Below are 13,225 nucleotides of genomic sequence, written 5' to 3'. Positions count from 1 at the left end.
CCCGCACCCCCGGCGGAAGGGTGGCGCCCGTCGCCGGTCAAGCCCGCCCGTCGCCGCATGCCGGCGCGCGCCTGTGCGGTCTGCGGATATGCGGATCACGGACCGCACCGAAATTTCGTTCTGCGATAAATATCTTACCCATAAGAGGAGTGAACGCTGCGGCAGGCTCTTCGCATCCGCGATGCGCCAATATGTCGCACTGCATCCACACCCCCCGCAGAGCCTTGGGAACCATATAGGTTCCAGGCGCTGACGCAGGGCATAGGACCAGAGGTTGGTCAGGCCGGCCGACCTTCGCTTTTGCCTTCGGCAGGGGCGAGTCCTATGATGCGCGCCGCAATGGTCCGTTGTTGCGCCGCACAAAAGTGACACCCTATCCCATGAGTACTGTCTTGAGCCGGATCCGCGTCCTGTCCACCCTGCCTCTCATGGCGTTGTTGGGCGGTTGTAATCTCGTCCTGATCAATCCGTCTGGTGACATTGCGTCGCAGCAGAGGGACCTCATCCTTCTGTCGACCGTGCTGATGTTGCTGGTGATCGTGCCGGTCATGCTTCTGACCGTGTTGTTCGCCTGGCGATACCGGCAGTCCAATAAGAACGCCCGCTACGAGCCGGAGTGGAGCCATTCCACGAAGATCGAGCTGGCGGTCTGGGGCGCGCCGCTGGTGATCATCCTGTGCCTGGGCACGGTGACCTGGATCAGCACGCACGCGCTGGACCCCTACAAGCCGCTCGATCGTATCGGCCCCGACCGGCCGGTTGCCGCCGATGTGAAGCCGCTGGAGGTCGAGGTGGTCGCACTCGACTGGAAGTGGCTGTTCATCTATCCGGAATACGGGATCGCGAGCGTCAACGAGATGGCGGCGCCGGTCGACCGGCCGATCACCTTCCGGATCACGGCCTCGTCGGTGATGAACTCGTTCTTCGTGCCGGCGCTGGCGGGCCAGATCTATGCCATGCCGGGCATGCAGACCAAGCTGCACGCGGTGATCAACAAGCCCGGCACCTTCGACGGCCTGTCGGCCAATTACAGCGGTGCCGGCTTCTCGGGCATGCGCTTCAAGTTCCACGGCCTGTCGCAGGACGAATTCGCGGGCTGGGTCTCCACCGTCCGCGCCTCGGGCCAGACGCTCGACGGGCCGACCTATCTGACGCTGGAGCGGCCGAGCGAGAACGTGCCGGTCATGCACTTCGCCCATGCCGACCCCAAGCTCTATGACCGCATCCTCAACATGTGCGTCGAGCCGGGCAAGATGTGCATGGGTGAGATGATGGCGATCGACGACCGCGGCGGTCTCGGCATCGCCGGCATCGACAACGTCATCCCGGTGGCCTCGCTCGAATACGACAAGACCGGTCGCCGCGGTGCGGTGTTCGGACCCGAGCCGGTCTATGTCGCCGCCCTCTGCACACCCGAAGACCCGATCGGCCTGCGCGCCGGCGGCGCTGCCGCCCAGATGCCGGTCATCAATGCCAACAACGACCAGGACGTGAGTCCGGCCCCGAAGGCGGTGTCGATGCTGACCCCGGCCCCCGAGACCGGCGTGCCCGGCCCCGCCAATTCCTGACCTGAGACTCCGGTAATCATGTCTGAACAAACCGCAGGGACGTCGTTCCTCCTCGGCCGGCTGAGCCTGGACTCACTGCCGCTCCACGAGCCGATCGTGGTTGGAACGTTCATCGCGGTCGCCCTCGGCGGCCTCGCCCTCTTCGCCGTCCTCACCCGCTACCGGCTGTGGGGCTATCTCTGGAAGGAGTGGTTCACCACGGTGGACCACAAGCGCATCGGCATCATGTATATGGTGCTGGGCATCATCATGCTGCTGCGTGGCTTTGCCGACGCGATCATGATGCGCCTCCAGCAGGCCATCGCCTTCAACGGCAGCGAAGGCTACCTCAACGCCCATCATTACGATCAGGTCTTCACGGCCCACGGCGTGATCATGATCTTCTTCGTGGCGATGCCCATCGTCACGGGTCTCATGAACTACATCGTGCCGCTGCAGATCGGCGCCCGCGACGTGTCGTTCCCGTTCCTGAACAATTTCAGCTTCTGGATGACGGCCGGCGGCGCGGTCCTGATCATGATGTCGCTGTTCGTGGGTGAATTCGCCCAGACCGGCTGGCTGGCCTATCCGCCGCTGTCGAACATCGCCTACAGCCCGAATGTCGGCGTCGACTATTACATCTGGGCCCTGCAGATCGCGGGTGTCGGCACATTGCTGTCGGGCGTGAACCTGATCTGCACCATCGTGAAGATGCGCGCGCCCGGCATGACCATGATGAAGATGCCGGTCTTCACCTGGACCGCGCTCTGCACCAACGTCCTGATCGTCGCCGCCTTCCCGATCCTGACCGCCGTTCTGGCTCTGCTGTCGCTCGACCGCTACGTGGGGACCAACTTCTTCACGAACGACTTCGGCGGCAACCCGATGATGTATGTCAACCTCATCTGGATCTGGGGCCACCCGGAGGTCTACATCCTGATCCTGCCGATGTTCGGCGTGTTCTCGGAAGTCACCGCCACCTTCTGCGGCAAGCGCCTGTTCGGCTACAAGTCGATGGTCTATGCGACCGTCGCCATCACCGTCCTCTCCTACATCGTCTGGCTGCATCACTTCTTCACGATGGGCTCGGGCGCCAGTGTGAATGCCTTCTTCGGCATCACCACCATGATCATCTCGATCCCGACGGGCGCGAAGATGTTCAACTGGCTGTTCACCATGTATCACGGCCGCATCCGCTTCGAGCTGCCGATGATGTGGACGGTCGCCTTCATGCTGACCTTCGTGATCGGCGGCATGACCGGCGTGCTGCTCGCGGTGCCGCCGGCGGACTTCTCGCTGCACAACAGCCTGTTCCTGATCGCCCACTTCCATAACGTCATCATCGGCGGCGTGCTGTTCGGCGCCTTCGCCGCGATCGCCTACTGGTTCCCGAAGACCTTCGGCTTCAAGCTCGACGTCTTCTGGGGCAAGGTTTCGTTCTGGCTGTGGGTGGTTGGCTTCTACTTCGCCTTCATGCCGCTCTACGTGCTGGGCCTGATGGGCGTCACCCGCCGCATGCGCGTCTTCGACGACCCGTCGCTGCAGATCTGGTTCGTGATCGCCGCCCTGGGTGCGGTGATGATCGCGGGCGGCATCGCCGCCTTCCTGATCCAGATCGCGGTCAGCGTCCGCAACCGCAACAAGCTGCGCGACACGACCGGCGATCCCTGGGATGCGCGCACGCTGGAATGGGCGACCTCGTCGCCGCCGCCGGACTACAACTTCGCCTTCACCCCGGTCGTCTATGATCGCGACGCCTGGTGGGACATGAAGAAGAACGGCTATCAGCGTCCGCAGATGGGCTTCCGGTCGATCCACATGCCCAAGAACACCGGCGCCGGCATCATCCTGGCGGGGATCAGCGTCGTCCTTGGTGCGGCCCTCATCTGGTACATCTGGTGGCTGGCGGCGGTGTCCTTCGTGGCGCTGATCGGCTCGGCGATCTATCACACCTTCAACTACAACCGCGACTTCCACATCCCGGTCGAGACCGTGGAGAAGACGGAAGCCGAGCGGACCCGCCAGCTCGCGGTTCAGGGGTGACGACATGACTGCAACCGTTCACGGCGCCCCCTCCGCTTCGGGTCGCCTGGCCTCGGGCCGGGCCGCGTCAGCCCGCCCGTTCTACCTGGAAGAAGAGCACGCGCACGCCGAAGGCAGCAGCACGTATCTCGGCTTCTGGATCTATCTGATGAGCGACTGCCTGATCTTCGCGGCGCTCTTCGCGGTCTATGCCGTGCTCGGTGGCAATTATGCCGCCGGGCCGGCGCCGGCCGATCTCTTCGACCTGGAGCTGGTGGCGCTCAACACCACCATGCTGCTGCTCTCGTCCATCACCTACGGCTTCGCCATGATCTCGATGGAGAAGCGCAAGGTGGCCGAGACCCAGATGTGGCTGGGGATCACGGGCCTGTTCGGCCTCGCCTTCCTCGCCATCGAACTCTACGAGTTCGCGCATCTGATCCATATCGGGGCCACGCCGCAGCGCAGCGCCTTCCTGTCGGCCTTCTTCACCCTGGTCGGCACCCATGGCCTGCACGTCACCTTCGGCATCATCTGGCTGGTGACGCTGATGGTCCAGGTCTCGAAGCGCGGCCTGGTTCCGGCCAATCGCCGCCGCCTGATGTGCCTCAGCATGTTCTGGCACTTCCTGGACGTCGTGTGGATCGGCGTCTTCACCTTCGTCTATCTGATGGGGATGCTGCGATGAGCGCGGAGCTGAACAGCCTGCACGGCGCCAACGTCCACGGGCATGGTGCCCAGGCCCACGGCGCCCACGGGCACGCGCACGAAGACGACCACGGCGCGGGCCACGCCTCCTTCGGCGGCTATATGAAGGGGTTCATCCTCTCCGTCATCCTGACGGCGATCCCCTTCTGGCTGGTGATGGGCGGCGTGATCGAGGACGCCCAGACCACGGCGATCGTGATCATGGCCTTCGCGGCCGTGCAGATCGTGGTCCACATGGTCTACTTCCTGCATATGAACCTCAGCTCCGAGGGCGGCTGGAACATGCTGTCCCTTACCTTCACCGTCATCATCGTGGCGATCACCCTCGCCGGGTCCATGTGGGTCATGTACCATCTGAACACCAACATGATGCCGGTTCACGACATGAGACAGCTGCCGTGACCATGCCGAAAGGCGACATCACGCCGGAAGGAGGCCTGCCCGAAAAGGGGGCCCCTCCCGGCGGGCGGCGCGGCCGCAGGACGGGGACGCTCATTCTGGTGGGCGTCCTCTTTCTCATTGGCATTGCCGGCGGTCTGGCGCTGGGCATCTGGCAGGTGGAACGCCGGGCCTGGAAGCATGATCTGATCGCGCGCATCGATGCCCGCATCCATCAGGATCCGGTCGCGGCCCCGGGTCGCGATACCTGGCCCCGGATCGACCGCGACGGCGATGAATATCGCCGCGTGGCGCTTGCCGGCCGCTTCCTGAACGACCGCGAAACCCTGGTCCGCGCCACCACCGATCTCGGCGCCGGCTATTGGGTGGTGACGCCCTTCGCCGACGATCGCGGCTTCACCGTGCTGGTCAATCGCGGCTTCGTGCCGCCGGAACGGAAAGACCCGGCCAGCCGTGCCGCCGGCCAGATCGGAACCGATACCACGGTCACGGGTCTGTTGCGGATCACCGAACCCGGCGGCGGCTTCCTGCGCGAGAACGACCCGGCGGCGGAGGCCTGGTATTCCCGCGACGTGGCGGCGATCGCCCGGGCCCGCGGGCTGGCGGAGGCAGCACCCTATTTCGTCGATGCCGCGGAAACCGCCCCCGGCGGCTATCCCGTGGGCGGGTTGACGAAAGTCAGCTTTCCCGACAGCCATCTGGTCTACGCGCTCACCTGGTTCACGCTCGCCCTGATGTCGGCGGCGGGGGCGGCCTATGTTCTCCGCTCGGAAATCCGGCGGCGGCGCGGCTGATCTCTGATGCAGCGGCGGCGCGGCGAGGGCGGTCCCGCGGGGCCGCCCTGTTTCATCCCGCATTCCTGCTCGCATCCTGCGCCGAAACATCCGATGATCTGCTGAACCGATGTCAGCGGAGCCTGTCGTTCATGTCCAGCCTCGGCGCCGTCGCCCGGCGCAGTCTCGTCGATGCCGCGATCGAGCGGTTGCGTGCCCAGATCGGCCAGGATGGTTGGGGTGCGGGGGACAGGATCCCGCCGGAGCCGGAACTGGCCCAGGCGCTGGGCGTCGGCCGCGGCACGGTGCGCGAGGCCGTGCGGGCGCTTGCCTATCTGGGCCTGCTGGAGGTTCGCCAGGGCGACGGCACCTATATCCGCGCCGTCGACGAGCCGGCCGATGCGCTTCGCCGCGTCGCCAATGCCGGGCTGCGCGATCATCTGGAGCTGCGTGCGGCGCTGGAGGTAGAGGCGGCACGGCTGGCGGCCTTGCGGGTCACGCCCGACAGCCTGGCCCGCATCGACCGCGCCCTGGCCGGCCGCGGTCTGGTCGAGCCGGCCCCCACCGATCCGGCTGCCTTCGAGGCCTATCTGGAACAGGACATCGCCTTCCACCTCTCGGTGGCCGAGGCCGCGGGCAATGCCGCGCTCGCCGAACTCTACGGCTGGTTCACCAACCAGCTGCGCCGCTATCTGCGCATCTCGCTCGCCGATCGGAGCCTGCCGGAGCCGAGCCTTGCGGCCCATGTCGCGGTGCGTGACGCCATTGCCGCGCGCGATCCCGATCGGGCCGCGCATGCCGCACGCGACCTGCTGGCGCCGTTGATGGCGGTGGTCGAAGGCCGGTTGTCCGACCTGTCTTCGCCCCCGAAAGCCTCCCGTACAAAGCCCCTCCGCACACTGAAAGCCCCCGGTCTGTGACCATGTCCACCTCGTCCCCGCAATCCCCGGCCGCGGCCCGCCGCGGCGCCGTGCTTCTGCTGATCGTTGCCATCGTGCTGGTGGCGCTGAACCTGCGCCCGGCGCTGACCAGCATCGGGCCGCTGCTCGGCACGGTGTCGAACGCTCTGGGCCTCGACAGCGCCACCGCCAGCCTGGTGACCACCCTGCCGGTGATGTGTCTGGGCCTGTTCGGCCCGGCCGCCCCCATGCTCGCCCGCCGCATCGGCGTGCCGGCCGCTGCGGTGGTGGCGCTGGTGATGATCGCCATGGGCGTGGTGCTGCGCGGCTTTCTTGGTCCCGTGGGCCTGTTCGCCGGCTCGCTGCTCGGTGGTGCCGGCATCGGCATTGCCGGTGTTCTGCTTCCAGGGGTTGTAAAACAAGCCTTTCCAGACAAAGCCGGGTTGTTGACCGGCATCTACACCATGGCGCTGTGCGGCGGGGCGGCGATTGCCGCCGGTGTCACCGCGCCGATCGCCGAGGCCAGCGGCAGCTGGGCGGTGGCGCTGGGCGTCTGGGCGATCCCGGCCTTGCTCGCCGCCGCGGTCTGGTGGCCGGCGGCGCGGCATCTGGACACCCGGGCGGGGCATCGGCCCCAGACCGGCACGCGGCTGCTGACCTCGCCGCTCGCCTGGTCGATCACGCTGTTCATGGGGCTGCAAAGCTCGCTCGCCTATTCGGTGTTCGGCTGGCTGCCCAGCATCCTGCAGGATCGCGGCATCAGCGTGGTGATGTCGGGTCTGGTGGTCTCGGTGTCGCTGCTGGTGCAGACGGTCTCGGCGCTGTTCGTGCCGGTGCTGGCGGCCCGGCGGCGCAATCAGCAGCTCTGGGTTCTGGGCATCATGCTCTGCACCATTGCCGGCATGCTGGGCATGATGTGGGGGCCGATTGCTGCCATGTGGCCCTGGGCGGTGGTTCTGGGCATCGGCCAGGGCGGTTGTTTCGCGCTGGCGCTGGTGATGATCGTGCTGCGGTCGGGTGATGCGATGACGGCGGCGCGGCTCTCAGGGATGGCGCAGTCTGTGGGCTATACCCTGGCGGCGCTCGGGCCGCTCGCCATCGGCCTGATCCACGAAATCACCGGCGGCTGGTCGCTGGTCGCCTGGCTGCTCACCGGCATCGGCCTGGTGGCCCTGGTCAACGGCCTGATCGCCGCCCGCGACCGCACGTTGTGAACCTTCAGAAAAGATTACCCGACGATGGATGTCGGATAATGCAGGTCGCCCGGTTCCGGTGATAGAGTGGGCACCCGACACGAGCCGCATGCCGACAACCGGCCGTGGATCAGAAGGGGGTGCCCATGACCGCCAGCGACCAGACCAGCGCCGCGCCGGCCAATGCCTATCTCGACCTGGGCCGCCTCGGCCGCAGCAGCGAGCTGATCTACGGCATCGGGCTGATCATCATCTTCCTGGTGGTGCCGCTGGGCGCCGCCCAGGTGATCGGCCCGATCCAGGCCTGGGCGATCAGCACTTACGGCCCCCCCGACGCCATGGTCAACCTGTTCGCGACCACGGCCAATATCGTGGGCTTCCTGATCTGGATGGCGATGTTCCCGATCTGGATCCTGGGCGTGTTTCTGGTGGTCCGGCTGCTCAACCGGCGGCCGTTCATGACCCTGATCTCGCCCACGCGCACCTATAATCTGAAGCTGGTCGGCCTCGCTTTTTTGATCTATCTGCCACTGGTGACGCTGTCCTCGCTCGCCGGCATCTGGCTCAGCGGCCAGCCGGTGACCTTCAACTTCGTCTTCGAACCGGCAGGCTGGATCGCGGGCCTGGCCCTCGGCCTGGTGCTCTACCTGATCCAGGCGACCTCGGACGAACTGGTCTTCCGCGCCTATCCCCTCCAGGGCGTCTATGCCGTGATCGGCCGCCCGGTGGTCGCCGCCATCGGCGCCGCGGTGATTTTCTCCCTCTACCATTACAGCCCCGCCAACACGCCCGAAACCTATGCCAGCCTGTTCATCGCCGGCCTGTTCGCGGCGGCGCTGACGGTCAAGGCCCAGCGCCTGGAACCGGCGATCGGCGTCCACCTCGCCAACAACCTGTCGCTGTTCTCCATCGTCCAGAACCCCGAAGTCACCCCGGCCGAACCGATCTGGCGCCTGGCCGAACCGGTGGGCATGAGCTGGGCGCTGGTGGCGACGGCGATTGTCGCGGCGGTGGTGTTTTGGGTGGTGTTTTTTGGGGTTTGGGGGAGGAGGGGGTGAGGTGGTCCAGACCGCTAAGATAGGTAACAGTTCAGCCCGCCGACATGGGTGACAGGTGTGCAAGATGGTTGCGGAAGTAAGAGCACTTGCGAGAACATATTTTGATATCGCGGTAGAAATTTCGAACGAGGACGAGAATGCAGTTCATTGCGGGAGGACCGGATATTCCAGAGGCGCTTTTGCAGGCGCACGAAGATGGCCGTGTGATATTTTTCTGTGGTGCAGGGATCTCTTATCCGGCAGGCCTCCCGGACTTCAGGGGGTTGGTAGAGAGTATCTACAGCAAAATCGGGACGGATTTTTCTAAGACTGAGCGGTTGGCGTTCGAGCGCGCGCAGTATGACGTCACACTTGATTTATTAGAACGACGTTTGCCGGGCCAGCGTAAAGAGATGCGTGAAGTCCTTGCACAGGTTCTGAAGCCGAAACTGCGCCGCAAAGGCGCCATCGACACACAGCTGGCACTATTGCGACTGGCACGCAACCGGGCTGGTACGTTGCGTTTGGTTACGACCAACTTCGATCATGTTTTTCACAAGGCAGCGAAGCGCATAAACCAAAAATTTGAGGCATATGCTGCTCCGATGCTTCCAGTACCGAAGAATAGTCGCTGGGATGGAGTGGTCTACCTTCATGGGATATTGCCGAAGAAGTCGGACGAGGTGGCGTTGAATCGCCTGGTGGTGACCAGCGGTGATTTTGGTCTGGCGTATTTGACTGAACGCTGGGCGGCACGCTTCGTAAGTGAACTGTTTAGAAACTACGCCGTCTGTTTTGTGGGGTACGCCATAAATGACCCGGTGTTGCGGTACATGATGGACGCCTTGGCAGCGGACAGGATGCTGGGTGAAGTCACGCCGCAAGCCTGGGCACTTGGTGGATGCAAACCAGGAGAAGAGGATCAAGCATTCATCGAATGGAAGAGCAAAGGTGTCACCCCTATCCTCTACAATACTGCGGTAAATGGCACTGATCATTCAGGGCTCCACCGGACGCTGTGCGCCTGGGCCAGTATCTATCGTGACGGCACGCAGGGGAAAGAATCCATAGTCGTCAAATATGCCATGGCCGCACCTCAGGCCAGTACGCAGCAAGACAATTTCATTGCTCGGATGCTATGGGCGATCTCGGATAAGTCGGGTTTACCAGCCAAACGATTCGCGGATTCCAATCCGGTGCCGACCCTGGACTGGTTTCTTGAGGTATTTTCTCGTCGGGCTTTCAGCCATAACGATCTCATACGATTTGATGTGCCTGCGCATGATGACGTCGATACCGAGCTGAGCTTCAGCCTGTTGAGCCGACCTGCTTCCTATCGGGGGGCGCCATGGATGCTGCTGGCGTCGGGAGGGGATGCTCGTAGCCGGTGGGACGATGTGATGATGCATTTGGCCCGCTGGCTGACACGCCATCTGGATGATCCAAGGTTGATCATCTGGATTGCACAACAAGGTGGACAATTACATGACCACTGGGCATCGCTCATCGAGCGTGAACTAGAGCGTCTTGCATCGCTGGAACGTGAAGGAAATACAGCGGAACTTGATGAGATCCGCTCGCACGCTCCAAAAGCCGTCCCGAGTCCTGTGATGAAAAAACTATGGCACATTGTGCTCAGCGGGCGCCTAAAATCATCCTGGAACACCTTCCATTTGCGTCGCTGGTTGGGCCATCTGAACAGAACAGGGTTGACCGCCAGTCTTCGGTTCGAACTGCGTGAAGCACTTAAGCCTTGTGTGAATATTAGGGCGCCGATTCCCTCGGGAGGGCGAGATTTAAATGAAGAGAAGGTTGCACGCGTAAATCAATTGGTAGACTGGGAAATTGTTCTGTCGATTGATCACGCGAGATCTACAATAAAATTCCCATACGATGAAAAATTTAAAGAAATATTGCCATATATGTTGGAAGATTTTCAATATATACTGCGGGATGCGCTCGACCTATTTCGTGATCTGAGAGAAGGTGACAATCGTCACGATCAATCACATTGGGATTTGCCCTCGATCGAGCGGCATGGGCAGAGTCGCGGCTTCCATGACTGGGTAAGCTTGATCGAATTATTGCGTGATGCATGGCTGGAAGTTCGTGCCAACGATGACGCGCGTGCCACACGTGTAGCCCAAGCTTGGTTCGAACTGCCGTATCCCACCTTTAAGCGCCTCGCTCTATTCGCCGCAAGCCATGAAAATTGTATTCCGCCTGAGCAGTGGGTTGAGTGGCTGCTTGCCGATGACGCGTTGTGGCTTTGGTCTCCAGAGACGAAGCGGGAGGTATGCAGGCTGCTCGTGCTGCAGGGCTGCACGTTGGCGGGCGAGCCACAGGAACGCCTGGAGGCAATAATACTGGCAGGGCCACCGCACGAGGATTATCCAGATGACCTGATGCCGGAGCACAGGCGGGACGACGTCAGTCGTGCCGTCTGGCTGCGTTTGGTCAAATTGAAAGCTTCTGGTACCGCTCTTGGAGCGCTCAGCGAGCAGAGACTGATTCAGATTTCAGCCGATTTCCCAGGCTGGACGCTGAGCGATCATAAGCATGAAGAATTTTCGCGTTGGATGAGCGTGAGTGGTGATCCCGACAACGGAGACGACTCTTCCATCGATGTACCTCCGCGAAGCCGCCAAGAATTGGTGGAGTGGCTAAAAAATACTCGATCTGATCGTAGATTTAATTATGAAGATAAGTGGCGCGACGTTTGCCGAGAGCGCATGTTCCATTGCCTGATGGCATTGTCTGACCTTGCGTCTACCGACATGTGGCCGGTGGAGCCATGGTCCGATGCATTACAGGCGTGGAGTGCAGATCACGTCGTCAAGCGCTCATGGCGCTGTGCGGCGCCTTTAGTATTTACCATGCGTGACAATATCATGCAGAAGCTTGTGCATAGTGTTGCATGGTGGCTTGATGCTGCCTCTATGTCGATCAACATCCATGAGGATATATTTCTGGAACTGTGTGATCGTGTTCTGAATATGGCCCTGGAAACTGTTGAAACGACGAATGCGCTTGAGGAGCCGGCAGATCGGCCCGTAGATGACGCAATCAATCATCCGTTTGGTCTGGTCACGAGGGCGTTATTAAATCTTTGGTTCCAAAAGAACCCTCAAGACGGAGACGGGCTTCCCCCCACGATCAAGCCTTTTTTCACCAGGATCTGTGATGTACAGGCTGCCCGTTTTCGCCCTGGCCGTGTTCTGCTGGGGTCACGGCTTATCGCGTTGTTTCGTGGGGATCGTCAGTGGACCGAGCAACATCTTCTGCCGTTGTTCAGTTGGGATAATCCCGTTGAAGCTAAGGCTGTCTGGGAAGGTTTTCTCTGGTCCCCGCGCTTGTATGGACCTCTATTGGAAGCACTGAAGCCGCAACTTCTGGATACCCCGAGACATTACGCTGAACTCATCGAGCATCGCGATCAGTTTGCCACTTTCATCACCTATGCTGCATTGGAAAGGAGCGACGGATACACTGTAGAGGAGTTCCGAACTGCGATTTCTTCACTCCCGCAAGATGGCTTAGTGGAAGCAGCTCGGGCACTCTCGCAGGCTCTTGAAGGCTCCGCAAGCCAGCGGGAAGAATACTGGAGGAATCGTGTTCAACCGTTCTGGCACGACATCTGGCCGAAATTCGGTGAACGGAGAGACCCCCGGATGGTGAGGCCTTTGGCCCGTATGGCTATCGCGTCCGGGAAGGAGTTTCCGTCTGCTTTAGATACCATCCAGGACTGGATCCAGCCCATTGAGAGTCCGGATATCATTGTTAGTCTCTTGAGCCAATCTGGGTTATGCTCTGAATTTCCTCAGAAGGCATTGACGTTGCTGAATAAAACAATCGGCATAAGACCATGGGATCTCGAAAATTTGGAGAAATGCCTCAATGAAATTGGAGAGGTTGATCCGCGCCTTCTTGAAGTTAGCGAATATAAAAGGCTTCATGGATTTCTTCTGAAATGAGGGATCCTAGATTTATGGGTCTGTGTATATTTCCAGCGCCGCGACGATCTCTTGACCGTGTCGCAACCCGGGGGCAAAGCGTCGCCGGCCCGCGACATCGCCACCGCCAAAAATCTCGCCAAAGAATAGAGTAACCAGGATGGCCGAATCCCTCACCACCTACGACCCCGCCACCGCACTGGTCGATGACGAAGAAATCGCGGCCTTCATGGCCGATGCCGTCGAAACCGGCGATGCGGCCTATGTTGCAAAGGCGCTTGGCGTTGTCGCCCGCGCCAGGGGCATGACGGAAATTGCCCGCAAGAAGCATCGGCAGCCGGCCAGCGCGGGCGGCCCGTTCGGGCCGGGGCCCGCATGAAAGCGGGGCACAATGTCACATTGCCCCGCTCCCGACCTCACCTCTCCTCCGCCTGCCGCCGCCGCTCATCCTCCTCCATCTTCTTCCGCAGACTAAGCGGCCGCATATCCGTCCAGACCTCTTTGATATACTCCAGGCATTCGGCCTTCGGGCCCTGTTTGCCCGCCTTGTTCCAGCCGAGCGGCAGGTCGCGGTCGGCGGGCCAGATCGAATACTGTTCCTCGTGGTTCACGACCACTTCATAGATCGTGCGGTCTTCTTCGTCGTCCCAGCTCATCCGGCGTCTCCTGTATCTGGTCCCTGCGAGGGGGGGAG

Annotated in this window: 10 protein-coding genes and 1 pseudogene; 10 read left to right on the top strand and 1 reads right to left on the bottom strand. The window is 61.9% G+C overall.

What is annotated here, in order from left to right; genetic code table 11:
- Positions 1 to 380: 380 nt before the first annotated feature.
- From cyoA to P7L68_RS19995, 10 genes and pseudogenes are all read left to right on the top strand, one after another.
- Positions 381 to 1,568 carry a ubiquinol oxidase subunit II gene (gene cyoA / locus P7L68_RS20040; RefSeq protein WP_372001047.1) on the top strand — a complete coding sequence of 396 codons (1,188 nt, stop codon included), beginning with the start codon at positions 381 to 383 and terminating at the stop codon, positions 1,566 to 1,568.
- A gap of 18 nt (positions 1,569 to 1,586) precedes the next feature.
- Positions 1,587 to 3,590, top strand: coding sequence for a cytochrome o ubiquinol oxidase subunit I (gene cyoB / locus P7L68_RS20035; protein WP_372001045.1), 2,004 nt, complete (start codon positions 1,587 to 1,589; stop codon positions 3,588 to 3,590).
- Positions 3,591 to 3,594: 4 nt separating this feature from the next.
- The gene (gene cyoC, locus P7L68_RS20030; protein ID WP_372001044.1) at positions 3,595 to 4,257 is read left to right on the top strand and encodes a cytochrome o ubiquinol oxidase subunit III; all 663 of its coding nucleotides are present in this window, start codon (positions 3,595 to 3,597) and stop codon (positions 4,255 to 4,257) included.
- Complete coding sequence (cyoD, locus tag P7L68_RS20025) at positions 4,254 to 4,679, top strand: cytochrome o ubiquinol oxidase subunit IV (RefSeq protein WP_372001042.1); 426 nt, start codon at positions 4,254 to 4,256, stop codon at positions 4,677 to 4,679. Before cyoC ends, cyoD begins: the two co-directional genes overlap by 4 nt.
- A gap of 2 nt (positions 4,680 to 4,681) precedes the next feature.
- Positions 4,682 to 5,470, top strand: coding sequence for an SURF1 family protein (locus P7L68_RS20020; RefSeq protein WP_372006896.1), 789 nt, complete (start codon positions 4,682 to 4,684; stop codon positions 5,468 to 5,470).
- A 131-nt stretch (positions 5,471 to 5,601) separates the two neighbouring features.
- Complete coding sequence (locus tag P7L68_RS20015; RefSeq protein ID WP_372001040.1) at positions 5,602 to 6,369, top strand: FadR/GntR family transcriptional regulator; 768 nt, start codon at positions 5,602 to 5,604, stop codon at positions 6,367 to 6,369.
- A gap of 2 nt (positions 6,370 to 6,371) precedes the next feature.
- Positions 6,372 to 7,562: a CynX/NimT family MFS transporter gene (locus P7L68_RS20010; protein WP_372001038.1), complete on the top strand. Its 1,191-nt coding sequence runs from the start codon at positions 6,372 to 6,374 to the stop codon at positions 7,560 to 7,562.
- 125 nt (positions 7,563 to 7,687) lie between these two features.
- Positions 7,688 to 8,599: a lysostaphin resistance A-like protein gene (locus tag P7L68_RS20005; RefSeq protein ID WP_372001037.1), complete on the top strand. Its 912-nt coding sequence runs from the start codon at positions 7,688 to 7,690 to the stop codon at positions 8,597 to 8,599.
- A 137-nt stretch (positions 8,600 to 8,736) separates the two neighbouring features.
- Positions 8,737 to 12,552, top strand: a complete 3,816-nt coding sequence (gene dsr1 / locus P7L68_RS20000) for an anti-phage defense-associated sirtuin Dsr1 (protein WP_372001035.1) — start codon at positions 8,737 to 8,739, stop codon at positions 12,550 to 12,552.
- A 139-nt stretch (positions 12,553 to 12,691) separates the two neighbouring features.
- Positions 12,692 to 12,850, top strand: a pseudogene (locus tag P7L68_RS19995) (addiction module antidote protein); the annotation flags it as partial.
- 97 nt (positions 12,851 to 12,947) lie between these two features.
- On the opposite strand, the gene P7L68_RS19990 reads toward P7L68_RS19995, so the two are convergent.
- The gene (locus P7L68_RS19990) at positions 12,948 to 13,187 is read right to left on the bottom strand and encodes an MbtH family protein (protein WP_372001033.1); all 240 of its coding nucleotides are present in this window, start codon (positions 13,185 to 13,187) and stop codon (positions 12,948 to 12,950) included.
- Positions 13,188 to 13,225 lie beyond the last annotated feature (38 nt).

Source organism: Tistrella mobilis (assembly GCF_041468085.1).
Classification (GTDB): Bacteria; Pseudomonadota; Alphaproteobacteria; order Tistrellales; family Tistrellaceae; genus Tistrella; species Tistrella mobilis_A.
The sequence above is the reverse complement of the archived record's forward strand: the minus strand, read 5'-3'. Positions and strand labels throughout refer to the sequence as shown.